Raw genomic sequence first — 15,131 nt, 5'->3', positions numbered from 1 at the left:
AGTATAAAAATTATCTTCATGAAAAATAGAAGAAAAATAAACTATCTTTTAAATTCAGCAATAGACATTTTGTGTGATTGTGTAAAATTTTTTTTAAACTTTTTAGTTCAGCTTAATTCTCGATTAAAAAGAAATTTAACTAGAGAAATCACTAAATTGGATCTTGAACTCAAAACTTATAATCAAAAAATTAATGGAAGAAGAATCGGAATTGTGCATGTATTTGGTAGTGTGAAAGCTTTAAAGATCCTGGCTGCACGATATCGTAACAAAGGAAAAAGACTTGGCTTGAGATTCAATTTGATTGCTGGAATATACAACTTGGAGCTGAGTAAAAAACCACTGATGAAAGAGCGTTAATAAAAAATATGAAATTTCCGTTAAGATTTATCTTATATAGTTTTAGCGAATAAAGAGTGAATGATGTGACATCCATGTCACAAGAGATCTACCAGATTTAAGCTATTTAATTTCTAAGATGAGAAGCTTAAATCTTCTGAATAAACAGCTCACGATCAAAACGGTATTGCGGGAAAAATACGCCATCTTCGGCACGTTCACCCGCACCAATTACCATGACCGGATACTGTTCATCATTTAATTTCAGAATTTCACGAACCATCGGCTCATCAAAACCTTCCATCATACAGCTATCAAAACCATAAGCACGTAAAGCTAAGACCAGATTTTCACAAGCAAGTGCCGTTGTTTTGGTCGCCCACAGTTTCGCATCAGCCGGACTGAAAGCAGATACTGGCATTTGTTTATCCAATGTACGGGCAACTTTGAAAGCCACTTTCTTAAAGTTACCAAAAGCATTCATATAACCAGTCTTATAGTTGTAAGGAATATATTTATAGTATTTCTTAATTGCAGGCGGTGCTTCAGGAAATGGAAATTCATTCACATTACGTTTCGCCATTTCATCGATACGGTCGGTACGTGCGATACAGACAATTAGCTCAGAAGCTGTTTTGGCTGCCAGTTGACTCATACAGGCTTTTACCAAACGCTTTTTCTTGCCCGGATTTTGTACCACATAAAAAGTCCAAGGCTGTAAGTTCGACGAATTCGGTGCCAACAACGACAAATCCAGACAGGCATCCAGAACTTCAACGGGAATTGGCTTTTTGGTAAATTTACGCACCGAACGTCGGCTTTCAATCACCTTACGAAAATTATCTATATCTATATCTTGAGGTGCAGGTTCGTAATAACGTTTCTTTTCTGGATTTGAACTATCTGTTGTTTGAGAAGAGGTTTGGGAGTTTTGATTTGGCATACTTCAGATTCTTGGAAAAATAAAAGATTGAGGCAGTCTAAACCACCTCATTGAACTCATAAGTTTGAAAATTAGTTGAATTGTGTGAAATCAGGTTTACGTTTTTGCATAAAGGCTTGAACCGCTTCCAGCATTTCTGGCGAGCCTACACGCTGCATGAAAATTTCTGCTTCATGGTCAATCCATTCCACAATTTCATTCACATTGTGTTTCATCAAGGCTTTAGATTGCACCAGTGATGCCAATGGCAGGGCAGAGAGCTGGGCAGCTTGTGCTGCTGCTTTGGTGTAAACATCTTCTTCAATGCTATTCACCAGACCTGCGTCGAGTGCTTTTTCACTATTGAATTTTTGCGCAGTCAGCAATAATTCGGCGGCTTTATGATAACCCGCCTGCTGAATCAACAGCTTGCTTGAAGCGCCTTCAGGCGATAGACCCAGACTGACAAATGGAATCTGGAACAGAGCAGTATTGTCACTATAGACCAGATCACAATGCAATAAGATCGTCACACCAATGCCGATTGCAACACCACGCACGGCTGCAATCAATGGCTTGGAAAATTTTGCAGCAGATTTCAGTAAAACAAACGGTGGGCCTTCAGCGGCGGGTGCCTGACCTTTCTTCGCAGCAGATTTCATAAAATCCTGCATATCATTGCCCGCACTAAAGTCTGCATCCTGACCACGTAAAACGACCACACGAACTTCAGGCGCCTGATCTGCTTCATCTAAAGCTTTCGCAATCCAGAGATAAAGTTCGCTATATAACGCATTTTTCGCTTCCGGACGATTGATGGCTAAAGTGAGTACACCATGTTCTAAATTCGCATTCAAATGCTCATGAGGTTGTTGAATACAGCTCAGTGTCATCGTACTATCCTTGCTTTAAAACTTAATTTGATTTTATGGGAATGATTATGTCGCATATTTATTGGGGCAGCACAACTCATGAGTCATAAAAAACTGATCCCTTATGAACTATACATTTGATTATCTGGTTTTCATTGGCCGCTTTCAGCCTTTTCATCTGGCGCACATGCAAACGATTAACATTGCCCTGCAACACAGTCAACATGTGATTTTGGCTCTCGGCTCTGCGCAAAATGAACGCAATATCAAGAATCCATTCTTGGCTTCGGAGCGTGAAGCCATGATCCTGTCAAATTTTAGTCCTGAAGATCAAGCTCGGATCAAATTTGTAGAAGTCATTGATGTTTATAATGATGAGAAATGGCAAAAACTGGTGAAATCGCTGGTGAATCAGGTCATTGAGCCGGATGCCAAAGTCGGGCTGATTGGACACTTTAAAGATGATTCATCTTATTATTTAAAGTTTTTTCCAGAATGGGAAATGGTTGAACTTGACAGCCTTGAAGATGCCTTATCCGCTACTCCGATGCGTGAAGCTTATTATCGTGGCGAAATTCAACGGGATAAATTTCCACAAGGCACGATTGATTTTCTTGAGAATTTCCAAGAAACCACGACCTATCAGCAACTCAGTGAAAAGTTTTCCCAGAATGATAAAACCAATCTGGTTTAAAAGTATCAGGTTGTTATGGGTTGATTCATGGTAGTTTGAGCATGCTGTTTCAAACATTCCCCAAGGATTTCTAGAGCAGGAGACTGTTCTTTCCAGTGATGCCAATATAAGGGCACTTCAATTCGCATCTCACTTGAAAGTTCAAGCAGTCGACCTGACTCCAGCAAATCCCTAGTTTGATAGTCCGGCAGCCAGCCATAGCCTAGACCCATGACAATCGCATCAAAAAATGCATGGGTCGATGGAATAAAGAAATGAGGATATTGAGCAAGGTTCAGGCCAAATTCGTGCTGAATAAACTGGGTATGTAGCTGGTCTTTTTCATTAAAAATAATGGCAGGGGCAAGGCGTAGCGCATCCCGATGTACGCCTTGATGAAACCAGTTTCGGGAAAATTCAGGCGTAGCAACGAGACGGTATTGCATCTGTCCGATCAATTCTGCCCGGCAACCTTTCATTGCCTTGGCTTCAGTACTCAAACAGGCATTGACGAGACCTGCTTCTAACAGATGATGGGTTTGTGATTGATCGTCTACTTGAAAATGCAACACAATTTTATGCTGGATCAGCTGGGCTTGTAAGGTCGGTAATAGCCAGGTCGCGAGCGAATCAGCATTGGTGGCAATATTCAGACAATAGAAACCTTCTTGTTGCAATTGTCCACCCAAATCCTGCATCAGATTCTGTTCTAGCAAACGTTGATGCTGTAAATAATGCAATAAGGTTTGTCCGGATTGAGTCACACGGCAAGGCCGATCTCTCACCAGAAGCAATTGTCCCAATTTTTTTTCCAGACTTTGAACACGAAGGGTCACTGCCGAAGCAGTAATATTTAGCTGCTCGGCAGCCAGATCGAAACTTCCCGTTTTTGCAACTGCATAAAAAGCATCACATTGTTTCGCATTCAGCATTTCTATTATCTAAAAATAATTTAGTTAAATTGATATTAACTTAGTTTTAATTAATCGCACTCATTTTGTTCAATAATTCATTTATTCGAAAAAGGGGAATGTGATGTTCAGTTATATGATGAGTGGTTTTGCTGTGGGAATGAGCCTGATTGTCAGTATCGGTGCACAGAATGCTTTTGTATTAAAACAAGGTTTAAAACAGCAGCATGTGTTCTGGGTCTGTGTGATTTGTGCCTTGTCTGATTCAATTTTAATTCTGCTTGGCGTACTGGGCTTTGCGCGCGTTATTGAACATTATCCGGATATTGTTATATTTTCTAAATATATTGGCGCAGGATTCCTATTTTATTATGGTTTGCACCATGCGATCAGCGCATTTAAATCAACAGAGGTTTTGGCACCAAGTGATCAGCTAACAGAGCATTTTCTACAAGTACTGATGATCTGCTTGGCTTTTACCTGGCTAAATCCGCATGTTTACTTAGACACAGTCATATTGATTGGATCAATTTCAACCCAATACGCCTTAGGAAAATGGTGGTTTGCTTTAGGTGCTATCTGTGCTTCCTGGTTTTTCTTCTTTAGTTTGGGATATGGGGCAAAGATACTGACGCCTTGGTTCCAACATCCAAAAGCATGGAAAATACTGGATGCTATTATTGCCTGTACTATGTGGGGCGTCGCAGTGTCATTAATCCTCAGTATTTGATTCAGGCTACGAAAGTCTATAAATCGGTTAAGAGTTGTCTAAGCGTTTTATTTTAGATAGTGATCGAGAATAGGCAGCGCAGAACACAACTCTTTTCAGTGCTGCAAGTATGGATATTTCAATCTATATTGAGCTTAAAATCAACGATCTGTCTTATATAAAAAATTTATAAAATCATAATTTTATAAGATGATACCAGTCTCCTGCTAGCTTAGCAGGACCATTTATCAGAGAAAAATCAGCGCAAGTATTTTGTCCGTTAGTCATGAATGATTTTACAAAAACTTCAATAAACTGGTATAAAAATAACGAAAACCTGTTCGCTCAAAAAACAAAAAAATTAGTTTCAGATTAAGCAGTGGACTTAAATCCGATCAATAAGAAATTAAACAAGGTGGATTTAAAATTGAAAAAAATAATAAAAACTGGGCTCCTTAGCCTGGCGATCTGTTTAGCTTTGACCAGTCAGTCTTTTGCAAGATCATGGACCTTAACTCCCAAAAGTGATGTCGGTTTTGAGATCAAGTCAATGGGACTGACTGTGGTTAAAGCCAAGTTCAATCAGGTTCAATCCACGATGCAGTTTGATGCTAAAGCACCGCAAAATGCCTCAACCCATCTGGTCATGGATGTGGAAAGTTTAAGCTTTAGTAAGCCGCTATTTAAACATATGATTTTGGGCGAAGACCTGTTTTATGTAGAAAAATATAAGACTGTAATTTTTAAAAGTATCCAGTTTAAAGACTTGGGCAATGGCAAATACAATGTTTTAGGTCATTTAACCCTGCGCGGTGTGACCAAGCCTGTGATTTTCGAAACAACCTTTAAACCCAGTATGTCGAATGCCAACCTGCTTGATGTTCAGGCATCTGCCGTGATTAACCGTAGGGATTTTGGTATGAAAAAAGGAATTGCCGGGGTAGGAGATAAAGTGAATCTTCATCTTTCGGGACAGTGTGAAATGAACTAGGGTAGATATAAAATACTTGATGATATGAAATTTTTTATAAAAAAAGCCCGAATATTTCGAGCTTTTGTCTATACGGTAAGCATGCAATTAAGCAGCTTGCAAAGCTTTTAAATCTTCCAGAACTTGTTCTGCATGACCTGCTGCTTTGACCTTACGGTATTCTTTGACCAGTTGGCTATTATGGAAAATGAAAGTTGAACGCTCAATGCCCATTACTTGTTTGCCATACATGTTCTTTTCTTTAATCACATCAAAGTGATTGCACAACACTTCTTCTTTATCGCTGATCAGATTGATACTCAAATTTTGCTTTTCAGTAAAGTTCTGATGCGCTTTTACCGAATCACGTGATACGCCAAGAATTGTGGTGTTTAAAGCATCGAACTGATCTTTTAAACAGGAAAAGCCAACTGCCTGAGTCGTACAGCCTGGCGTAGAATCTTTAGGATAAAAATAAATCACCAGCCATTCTGTATTCAACTGGGTTAAATTGATTTCGCCTGTCGTCGCAGGAAAATTCTGGTCAAGCAAACTAATTTCAGACATAAAAACTCCTGTTTTCTTTAAATTTTTTTAAAAAAATAAGCCACACTATAGTGGCTTATTTTATCAAAAAATAAGCAGATCTTATTTCTTTGGTGCCGCTTGAGCTGATTTCATTGCTTCTTCAGTCAAAGTTTTCAGTTTGCCTGTTAACTGTGGACCAAAGCATGCTTGAAGATCTTTATTCTGCTTCTGTACAAAAGCTAAAGTGCCTGGGCTTTTCTTCTGGTTAATAGTGCTTTGAATTTCCCATTTTTGTGCATTGGTTAATTTGCCATCTGCTTCAATAGCACAACCACAATATTTGCTGACTTCAGCAGATGTCAATTTTTTGCTTTTGCCAGTTTCATTTTTACAAACATTGATCAATGCAGATTTTACATTGGTGCTTTTATAAGCTTGTTGTAATTTGTCATCAGCCGCTTGAGCCGTAGTTGCGAACATAGCAGCAGCTGAAACAATTGCTGAAAGCACGATGCTTGATTTTAAATTCTTCATAAACTCTACCTTGTTATTACGGTATATAACGTGTCGGGTCTTCAACACCTGCATCCGCAAAACCCTGTTTACGTAAACGACAACTGTCGCATTTGCCACAGGCACGTCCTTGGTCATCTGCTTGATAGCATGACACCGTTTGACTGTAGTCTACGCCATGTTCAATACCTAAGCGAATGATATTTGCTTTGGATAAATGTAACAAAGGTGTTTCAAATTTGAGCGCCTGACCCTCTACGCCAACCTTGGTTGCAAGGCGTGCCATGTTGGCAAATGCCTCGATAAATTCCGGACGGCAATCCGGATAACCGGAGTAATCAACCGCATTAATTCCGATGACAATCGCTTCAGCTTCGAACACTTCAGCTGCTGCTAAGGCGTAAGACAAGAAGATAGTATTACGTGCCGGAACATAGGTAATCGGAATGCCAGCCTGTTCATGGTCGGGCACCTCAATACTATGATCGGTAAGGGCTGAGCCACCCAGATTACCCAGATCAATATTGATCACTCGATGTTCCACACCCGCACGTTGCGTTAAAGCCTTTGCTGCATCCAGCTCGGTGGTTGAACGCTGACCATATCGAAAACTGAGTGCGATACATTCATAGCGTGCCTGCGCCCAAGCCAGACATGTTGTTGAGTCTAATCCGCCAGATAACAGTACAATGGCACGAGGGCGCATAAGCTGATTCTCCAAAAAAATACTTTACAAAAAATTAACGACCAGTTTCATCATTCCATAACAACTTGTGCAGTTGTAACTGGAAACGAACAGGGAGGTGGTCTTCTAAAATCCACTGAGCCAAATCACGTGCCAGTGGGGGTAAACAAACCGCACCTTTTTCGACCGCAAATGCAGGCGAAAACCAAACTGTACTCACTTTGTCTTGAAGTTGGTACTGTTCAAGCTGCTGTTTTGACCATTCATAATCTTCACGATTGCATATCACAAACTTGATTTGATCATGTGCAGTTAAATGATCGAGATTAGAAAGCAAATTTCGTGCAACTTCACCTGAAGTTGGTGTTTTTAAATCTAAAACTTTGGAAACACGTGAATCCACTTTGGACACATCTAAAGCGCCACTGGTTTCAAGTGAAACTTCACATCCTAAATCCGCAAGTCGCTGCATCAGGGGTAGGGCATTTGGTTGTGCCAGTGGTTCACCGCCGGTCACACAAACATAAGGGGTTTTAAAATCAAGCGTGGTCTGGATAATATCGTCCAGAGACTGACGCTCACCGCCTTCAAAGGAATAGGTGGTATCACAATAGCTACAACGTAATGGACAACCGGTTAAACGGATAAATACCGTTGGCAGTCCTGCGGCATTGGCTTCACCTTGCAATGAATAGAAAATCTCCGTAATGCGTAAACCCGCAGACGGATCAGAGACAGGAATTGCGGAAGATCGAAGCGTATTCATAACAAAACTAACCAATGAAAAATAAATAACCGGGTATAAAAATAAAAATCCCTACGATCATTACTAATCGTAGAGACGAGGAGCGGTTGAAGCTCCGAGGAACACGAATGTATCCTCTAAGTTAAGACATCTTAGTCTTCGCGTAATAGATCGTTCAGGCTTGTTTTAGAACGAGTTTGTGCATCAACTTTTTTCACGATAATTGCAGCATACAGGCTGTAAGTACCGCATTTAGACGGAAGGCTACCTGCAACAACGACAGATCCAGCTGGTACGCGACCATAATGAATTTCGCCAGTGGCGCGGTCATAAATCTTGGTTGATTGACCAATGAATACGCCCATTGAAATCACAGAACCTTCTTCAACGATTACGCCTTCAACGATTTCAGAACGTGCACCGATAAAGCAGTTATCTTCAATAATAGTTGGATTCGCCTGAAGCGGTTCAAGCACACCACCAATACCTACACCACCTGACAAGTGAACATTTTTACCAATTTGTGCACATGAACCTACAGTTGCCCAAGTATCCACCATCGTGCCTTCATCTACATAAGCACCGATGTTGACATAAGAAGGCATCAAGATCACGCCTTTAGCCTGGAAAGAACCTTTACGTGCGACAGCAGGTGGTACGACACGTACACCAGCAGCCTTGAATTGTTCTTCAGTCCAACCTGAGAATTTAGTCTCTACTTTGTCATAGAAACGAAGATCACAAGCTTCCATTGGTTTATTGTCGTTTAATTTAAATGATAACAATACCGCTTTTTTAATCCATTGATGAACAACCCATTCACCATCGATTTTTTCAGCAACACGTAAAGTACCATTGTCCAGACCAGCAATTACTTCCTCAACTGCCTGACGGATTTCAGCAGAGCAATCTGCAGCTGTAAAATTCGCACGGTCTTCAAACGCTTGTTCAATGATTGTTGAAAGCTGCGACATGATCTTCCTTCCAGAAAAAAATTTTCTAGATTTTACACTATATTGCAGGAAAAATAGTTGAAAGGACTAAAAATAGATGAAAAATAACCAAAAGTGTAGAAAGCGTGAAATTATTAAAGTGATAAGTGTACTTTTTCATTATGTTGAAATGTAGGAGAAGTGTTAGAAAACGCTTGGTTCTGAACAAGAAAAATTAATTTGTATCAAAAAATAACAAAAGATGAGCAAAATGCGAATAAAAAATATTTTTTAAGTCCTTTATATTGAGCCTATCACGAATAACTAATGATCAAAATAAGTTCTTTTGAGGAGAGAAATAATGAAATCTTTACATAATATTTTGGCAGTATCAGCCTTAGCTCTAGCAGCGAGTTCTGCGATGGCTGCTGATGAAACAATCGTAACAGATGAAGGCGTTGCTGAATTCTCTTTCTTTAAACCAGCTTCTGTTCGTGCTGAAGTCGGTACTACCGGTTATGGTGGTGCAATTTCCTGGAGTGCTAACCCATATGTAGGTGTCACTTTAGGTTATAACGGCGGTGATATTTCCTGGTCTGATGATATCTCAGTTAATGGGACTAAATATGACCTAGATATGGATAATAACTTAACCTATTTAAATGCTGAAATTCGTCCTTGGGCGAACTGGTTCTACATGGCAGCAGGTGTAGGTTATATTGATAATGATTATGGTTTAGAAGGTCGTACGGGTGCTGATGGTACTATTACTGTAGACGGTAACCGTTATCAAACTGTCGGTGGAACTACAGGTCGTGTAACTGGTGACTTATCTTACAAAAACAATATCGCTCCTTATGTAGGGATCGGTTTCTCTCCAGCAATTACTAATCGTTGGGGTGTCTTTGGTGAGATTGGTGCATACTATAACGGCAATCCAACAGTTAATTTAGCTTCTACAAGTAACTTTACGCCACTTGACCCAAGTGCACCTGATATTGACACAGCTTTAAGAAATGAAGAACGCGAAATTCGTAACGACAATGAATACGAATGGCTACCAGTAGCGAAACTGGGTGTAAGCTTCCGCTTCTAAGTTTTAGTCTTATAAAAAACGGGCTTCGGCCCGTTTTTTTGTATTTTTAGAACAATTTTAAAAGTGATAACCCAGTTTCAAACCTAGAATCCAGGCACTATTATCGGAAACTGCAGATAAACCTGCAATCTGTGGCGTAATAGGTTCGGATGAGGAAATTTCAGGTTTTTGAAACTTTAAATAATATAGTCCAGTAGCAATATCCCAGGTTTCTTGAATCTTATAAAGATGACCTAGTCCGATACCCCAATAGCCATCACTCGGATTCAAGGTTGAAGCCGGATTTCCTGTATCAGAATCCCATAAAAGCTCGATAGAATTTATGCCAAAAGATGGCCATTGATGGGCAAGTCCGATTTTTCCAGACCATTGATCCTTACGATAATCAATCATTCTAAAAGGTTTTACTTCAGGGAACTGTAAGGCCGCATAGTCAATTACAGTGCCAAATTTAGGCGGCTGGATCACGAAATTCTGCCAGTTTGACCAACGCAGCGTGCCATAGAGTGCATTTTGATCAGTTAAAGCTGTCTGAAAATCCAGATTTACTGACTGAGGAGTTTGAATTTCTGTATAAGGTGCTGGATTCGTACCGACAACAATCGATTCAGTAGTTTTATTGTGATGAGTGATTGCAGAACGATAGGTCAGTGCGGTTCTAAAAAAATATTCAGGAATCTGATAACTGATTCCAGCAAGCCAGCCCCAAGCGGGATCTTGTTCAAATGTGGCTCGATAACCATTGAATATATAAAATGTCTGCCCGGATAAATATAAATTTCCCTCTAAGCTTTGATAACTTAGCCCTGTATAAAAATTCCAGTTATCGTTTGGTTGAAAGCCAATTAATGAGGTCAAATTATGGCTCTCAAACTGAATGGTAGCAGCCTCAATTGGAAGCGCTGCACCTGCAAAAACAGGATCATAACGATAAGCGATATCTATAGAATAAGGCTGATCGTAAATCAGTCCCCACGACACTTGAGGATTCAACTGGAATTTTAATGCGGCATTGGAAACCCATTGGTTATGGGTAAGATTTCCTGTAGAAAAATCGGTGATGCCTAATTGTTGCAGCTCTTCAGTATGTTGTACCTGACCGCTGATATCGGGGCGAACCCACGCCAGTGAAACTTCAGCATAATGATTTTTTTCAAAAAACGATTGGATACTTTGATTAGATTGTTCAAACGCTGCTGCATAACCTGACCCGGAGAAAAACAAGCCCATGGAGAAAAGAGCAAATTTATGATTAATCATCTTGGTATAATTCAATTTATTATGCACGTGATTATGCTTGATATTTATATTCTTTATCTACTCAAAAAATAAAAAAGAGGCGATGTAGCCTCTTTGATTAAAAACTTAAAATATTGCACTTTATTCGTCTGGATAGGCGACTTTTTTCAGTGCCTTAATATCTGCGTCTGGTGAGCAGAGAGAAATAAACTCATAACCATAACCGCGTAATAAATGACCTTTACGTACTGCAATCCAGGTGGTATTTACGCCGAAAATATCGGTTTCAATCTGCTTTAAACGGTAATCACGCTCCGGGTCATAGGCCACATCGTTGACAATGCCGATGCCCATATTCATTTCTACATAGGTCTTGATGACATCGGCATCAAGCGCGGACATCACAATATCTACATCAAAACCAGCTTCTTCAAAGGCGGTATCAATCTTGGAGCGACCGGTAAAACCACCATGATAGGTAATAATCGGGTAGTGCGCCAGATCTTCGATGAGCACGTGTTCTTTGCTTGCCAGTGGATGATTCTGCGGGGTAATAATACTGTGTTGCCAGTTATAGTAAGGTACGCTGGCCAGATTATCTTCAGTGGTGAGTGCTTCGGTCGCAATACCGATATCCGCTTGACCTTGCAGTAGCATTTCCGTGATTTCAATCGGGCTGGCCTGTTGCAAAATCAAATGTACTTTAGGGAATTCTTTTTTGAATTGGCTGACAATTGGTGGCAACACATAACGCGCCTGGGTATGCGTCGTGGCAATCGTCAATGTGCCTTCATCGACTTTATTGAAATCATCGGCCAGACGTTTGATATTGTCGGCATCGACCAGCATGCGTTCCACAATGCCTAAAAGTGCCTGACCTGGTTCGGTTAAGCCCAGTAGACGTTTACCTTTACGAATAAATAACTGCACCCCCAGTTCATCTTCCAGATCTTTAATATGCTTACTTACCCCGGACTGTGAAGTATAAAGCGCAGCAGAAGCTTCAGTTAAATTAAAGTTTTGTCTAACCGTTTCTCGTATAATTCTTAATTGTTGGAAATTCATAATTCTCTTACCCTAGAAGAGGATGGGGCATTTTAAAGCCCCATCTTTTGATCTTAAGCGACCTGGTTTTCAAATAAATGCAAGTTCACCGCACTTAACCAAACAGTTTGATTTGGGCGGAATTGATGCGCTCTCGCTTCATCAGGCGTCAGTAAAATTTCAATCAGATTGCCTTGACGGTCATTTAGCTCTGCAACGACTTTACCCGCGATCCATAATTCACGAATGAAAGTCGCTTGAATGGCATTGTCGTGTGGCTGTGCATGAATGCGGAGCTCATCTGGACGTGCGAATAAAATCACTTCACCTTGAGCGGCATTTTTTGCACCCTCAAATTGAATGCGGTCTTCGCCGAGCTGGATGATGCCTGCATTGTTGTGACCTTCAAAACGGTTCGCCTGACCCAAAAAGTCGAATACAAATGGAGTTTTTGGTGTTTCATAGACTTCACGTGGAGATCCGATCTGCTCTACATTACCTTTGTTCATCACCACGATTTGATCCGCAACTTCGAGTGCTTCTTCCTGATCATGAGTTACAAAGATCGAGGTGATATGCAATTCGTCATGCAGGGTACGTAACCAGCGACGCAGTTCCTTACGGACTTTGGCATCCAGTGCACCGAAAGGTTCATCCAGTAATAATACACGTGGTTCAACTGCCAAAGCACGTGCCAAGGCAATACGCTGGCGCTGACCACCAGAAAGTTGAGCTGGATATCGGTCAGCCAGGAAACCAAGCTGAACCAAGTCGAGTAAACGTGTCACACGTTTTTTAATTTCCGCTTCGGATGGACGAGTTTTACGTGGACGCACACGCAGGCCAAAGGCGATGTTGTCAAATACCGTCATATGACGGAACAGGGCATAGTGCTGGAATACGAAGCCAACTTCACGCTCACGCACATGTACATTGGTGGCATCCTGACCTTCTAAAATCACCTGACCGCCATCCGCAGATTCCAGACCGGCAATAATCCGTAGCAAAGTGGTTTTACCACAGCCGGATGGACCAAGAAGTGCGACCAGTTGACCATCTGGGAAATCCAGCGAGATATTTTTAAGTGCATGGAATGCACCAAAGTGTTTTTCAATATTTTGTACTTGAATACTCATGTGGGCATTCCTTAAGAAACTGTTGAATCTTCATTACGTTTGTCTTGTTTTTCCTGGCGCAGTTCCACCCATGTTTTTAAAATCAGGGTCACAATTGCGAGGAGAGCCAGAAGCGAAGACACGGCAAACGCAGCACTAAAGGTATATTCGTTATAAAGAATTTCGACGTGTAGCGGTAAGGTGTTGGTTTCACCACGGATATGGCCAGAAACCACCGACACCGCACCAAATTCACCCATAGCCCGCGCATTACACAGAATCACGCCGTAGATCAGACCCCATTTGATATTGGGCAGGGTCACTTTCCAGAAAGTCTGCCAGCCAGATGCACCGAGTACAATCGCAGCTTCTTCTTCTTCGGTCCCCTGTGCTTCCATTAACGGAATCAACTCACGCGCAACAAAAGGTACAGTAATGAAGATAGTCGCCAGAACAATCGCAGGCACTGCATAAAGGATCTTGATATCATGATCCATCAGCCAAGAGCCCATCCAGCCTTGGGTACCGAAAATCAGCACCAGCATCATACCCGCGATCACAGGTGAAACCGAGAAAGGGAGATCAATAATGGTGGTCAGGAATGATTTCCCCGGAAAGTTGAACTTCGCTACAGACCAGGCTGCCGCAACACCAAATACGACGTTGAGCGGTACTGCGATTGCAGCCGTCAGCAAGGTAAGTTTTACTGCCGACAGAGTATCCGGATGCACCAGCGCTTGGGTATAAACGCCAACCCCTTGTTTAAAGGCTTCAACAAAAACCAGAATCAAGGGCAGAATCAAGCAGCTTAAAAAGAAAATCAGCGCAATAGTGAGCAGCGTATAGCGTACCCAAGTTGGCTCACGGGTTGCATCACGGGATTGCAACTTTTCAGCCAGCGCATTGCTGTTGGTATTTAAACTCATCGCGCAGTTCTCCCGGTACGACGGCTAGCCCATGCCTGTAATAAGTTAATCAGGAATAGCATCACGAAGGAAATCAGTAGCATGACGACAGCAATCGTGGTTGCACCGGCATAGTCATATTCTTCTAGGCGAGAAATAATCATTAAGGGTGCAATTTCCGTTTCAAAAGGCTGGTTACCAGCAATAAAGATCACTGAACCATATTCACCGACACCACGGGCAAAGGCTAAAGCGAAGCCAGTGATCAGCGCAGGCAGCAGAATTGGGAAAATCACTTTGGTCACAATCTGAAAACGGTTGGCACCCAATGCAGATGCAGCTTCTTCCAGTTCGGTTTCCAGATCGCTAAGGACTGGCTGAACCGTACGCACTACAAAAGGCAGACCAATAAAGATCAATGCCAGTGTAATACCAATCGGGGTATAAGCGACTTGAATGCCAATCGGTTCTAAATATTGACCAATCCAGCCGGTCGGTGCATATAAAGAGGTCAGGGCAATACCCGCAACCGCAGTGGGTAAGGCAAAAGGCAAATCTACCAGGGCATCGACAATACGTTTGCCCGGAAAGCTGTAACGTACCAGACACCACGCCAGTAACAGGCCAAACACTACATTGACCAGTGCAGCGACAATGGCCGCGGTGAAACTTAACTGCAATGATTTCAAGATACGTTCAGAGCTCAGGATTTCCCATAAGCCATCCCAGCCAATGCCCAGTGATTTAATAAAAACAGCTGACAGTGGGATCAAAACGATTAATGACAAATACGCTAGGGTAAAGCCTAGAGAAAGACCAAATCCTGGCAGCACTCGGGATCGCTGCGACATGATTACTCCTCAGAAGAGAGAAAGCTGATTGAAGTCAATCAGCTAAAATAAAAAAACAATTTGGGCACAAGCATAATTTGCA

Annotated in this window: 18 protein-coding genes; 5 read left to right on the top strand and 13 right to left on the bottom strand. The window is 41.5% G+C overall.

The features are described from left to right. Window positions 1–18: 18 nt before the first annotated feature. The gene (locus F894_RS15085; protein WP_155756643.1) at window positions 19–360 is read left to right on the top strand and encodes a hypothetical protein; all 342 of its coding nucleotides are present in this window, start codon (window positions 19–21) and stop codon (window positions 358–360) included. 127 nt (window positions 361–487) lie between these two features. Here F894_RS15085 and F894_RS10685 read toward each other — a convergent pair whose 3' ends face one another. Further along, window positions 488–1,282 carry a nitroreductase family protein gene (locus F894_RS10685; protein ID WP_005247551.1) on the bottom strand — a complete coding sequence of 265 codons (795 nt, stop codon included), beginning with the start codon at window positions 1,280–1,282 and terminating at the stop codon, window positions 488–490. 71 nt (window positions 1,283–1,353) lie between these two features. Continuing rightward, entirely contained in the window at window positions 1,354–2,154 is an 801-nt protein-coding gene (locus F894_RS10680) for an enoyl-CoA hydratase-related protein (protein WP_004731699.1), read from the bottom strand. Between the two features lie 103 nt (window positions 2,155–2,257). Between F894_RS10680 and F894_RS10675 the strand changes: the two genes are divergently transcribed. Beyond that, entirely contained in the window at window positions 2,258–2,827 is a 570-nt protein-coding gene (locus tag F894_RS10675; RefSeq protein WP_005247548.1) for a nicotinate-nicotinamide nucleotide adenylyltransferase, read from the top strand. 5 nt (window positions 2,828–2,832) lie between these two features. On the opposite strand, the gene F894_RS10670 is transcribed toward F894_RS10675, so the two are convergent. Next, on the bottom strand, window positions 2,833–3,738 hold the full coding sequence (locus F894_RS10670; protein WP_005247547.1) for a LysR family transcriptional regulator ArgP: 906 nt from the start codon (window positions 3,736–3,738) through the stop codon (window positions 2,833–2,835). Window positions 3,739–3,841: 103 nt separating this feature from the next. On the opposite strand from F894_RS10670, the gene F894_RS10665 reads away from it, so the two are divergent. Next, window positions 3,842–4,447 (top strand): LysE/ArgO family amino acid transporter, encoded by a 606-nt coding sequence (locus tag F894_RS10665; protein ID WP_005247545.1) that lies wholly within the window; start codon window positions 3,842–3,844, stop codon window positions 4,445–4,447. A gap of 406 nt (window positions 4,448–4,853) precedes the next feature. Beyond that, a complete protein-coding gene (locus F894_RS10660) occupies window positions 4,854–5,417 on the top strand; it encodes a YceI family protein (RefSeq protein WP_081401207.1) in 564 nt (187 codons plus the stop codon). An 87-nt stretch (window positions 5,418–5,504) separates the two neighbouring features. On the opposite strand, the gene F894_RS10655 is transcribed toward F894_RS10660, so the two are convergent. From F894_RS10655 to dapD, 5 genes are all read right to left on the bottom strand, one after another. Continuing rightward, window positions 5,505–5,963, bottom strand: a complete 459-nt coding sequence (locus F894_RS10655) for a peroxiredoxin (RefSeq protein ID WP_005106433.1) — start codon at window positions 5,961–5,963, stop codon at window positions 5,505–5,507. Between the two features lie 81 nt (window positions 5,964–6,044). Then, window positions 6,045–6,458 carry a hypothetical protein gene (locus F894_RS10650; protein WP_004645640.1) on the bottom strand — a complete coding sequence of 138 codons (414 nt, stop codon included), beginning with the start codon at window positions 6,456–6,458 and terminating at the stop codon, window positions 6,045–6,047. Window positions 6,459–6,474: 16 nt separating this feature from the next. Next, window positions 6,475–7,143, bottom strand: coding sequence for a 7-cyano-7-deazaguanine synthase QueC (queC, locus tag F894_RS10645; RefSeq protein ID WP_004731688.1), 669 nt, complete (start codon window positions 7,141–7,143; stop codon window positions 6,475–6,477). Between the two features lie 34 nt (window positions 7,144–7,177). After that, window positions 7,178–7,888: a 7-carboxy-7-deazaguanine synthase QueE gene (gene queE, locus F894_RS10640; RefSeq protein ID WP_005247540.1), complete on the bottom strand. Its 711-nt coding sequence runs from the start codon at window positions 7,886–7,888 to the stop codon at window positions 7,178–7,180. A 131-nt stretch (window positions 7,889–8,019) separates the two neighbouring features. Further along, on the bottom strand, window positions 8,020–8,841 hold the full coding sequence (gene dapD / locus F894_RS10635; RefSeq protein WP_004645637.1) for a 2,3,4,5-tetrahydropyridine-2,6-dicarboxylate N-succinyltransferase: 822 nt from the start codon (window positions 8,839–8,841) through the stop codon (window positions 8,020–8,022). A 319-nt stretch (window positions 8,842–9,160) separates the two neighbouring features. Between dapD and carO the strand changes: the two genes are divergently transcribed. Beyond that, entirely contained in the window at window positions 9,161–9,895 is a 735-nt protein-coding gene (carO, locus tag F894_RS10630) for an ornithine uptake porin CarO (protein WP_005247539.1), read from the top strand. A 57-nt stretch (window positions 9,896–9,952) separates the two neighbouring features. Here the strand turns inward: carO and F894_RS10625 are convergent, their stop codons facing one another. From F894_RS10625 to cysT, 5 genes are all read right to left on the bottom strand, one after another. Then, window positions 9,953–11,182 (bottom strand): OmpP1/FadL family transporter, encoded by a 1,230-nt coding sequence (locus F894_RS10625; protein ID WP_171065022.1) that lies wholly within the window; start codon window positions 11,180–11,182, stop codon window positions 9,953–9,955. A gap of 93 nt (window positions 11,183–11,275) precedes the next feature. Continuing rightward, entirely contained in the window at window positions 11,276–12,199 is a 924-nt protein-coding gene (locus F894_RS10620) for a CysB family HTH-type transcriptional regulator (protein ID WP_005247534.1), read from the bottom strand. A gap of 53 nt (window positions 12,200–12,252) precedes the next feature. Then, a complete protein-coding gene (locus tag F894_RS10615) occupies window positions 12,253–13,314 on the bottom strand; it encodes a sulfate/molybdate ABC transporter ATP-binding protein (protein WP_005247532.1) in 1,062 nt (353 codons plus the stop codon). An 11-nt stretch (window positions 13,315–13,325) separates the two neighbouring features. Next, window positions 13,326–14,219 carry a sulfate ABC transporter permease subunit CysW gene (gene cysW / locus F894_RS10610; RefSeq protein ID WP_004279077.1) on the bottom strand — a complete coding sequence of 298 codons (894 nt, stop codon included), beginning with the start codon at window positions 14,217–14,219 and terminating at the stop codon, window positions 13,326–13,328. After that, window positions 14,216–15,049, bottom strand: a complete 834-nt coding sequence (gene cysT / locus F894_RS10605) for a sulfate ABC transporter permease subunit CysT (RefSeq protein ID WP_004279076.1) — start codon at window positions 15,047–15,049, stop codon at window positions 14,216–14,218. Before cysT ends, cysW begins: the two co-directional genes overlap by 4 nt. Between the last annotated feature and the right edge of the window lie 82 nt (window positions 15,050–15,131).

The organism is Acinetobacter sp. CIP 51.11 (genome assembly GCF_000369665.1).
Taxonomy (GTDB): Bacteria; Pseudomonadota; Gammaproteobacteria; order Pseudomonadales; family Moraxellaceae; genus Acinetobacter; species Acinetobacter lwoffii_S.
The sequence above is the reverse complement of the archived record's forward strand: the minus strand, read 5'-3'. Positions and strand labels throughout refer to the sequence as shown.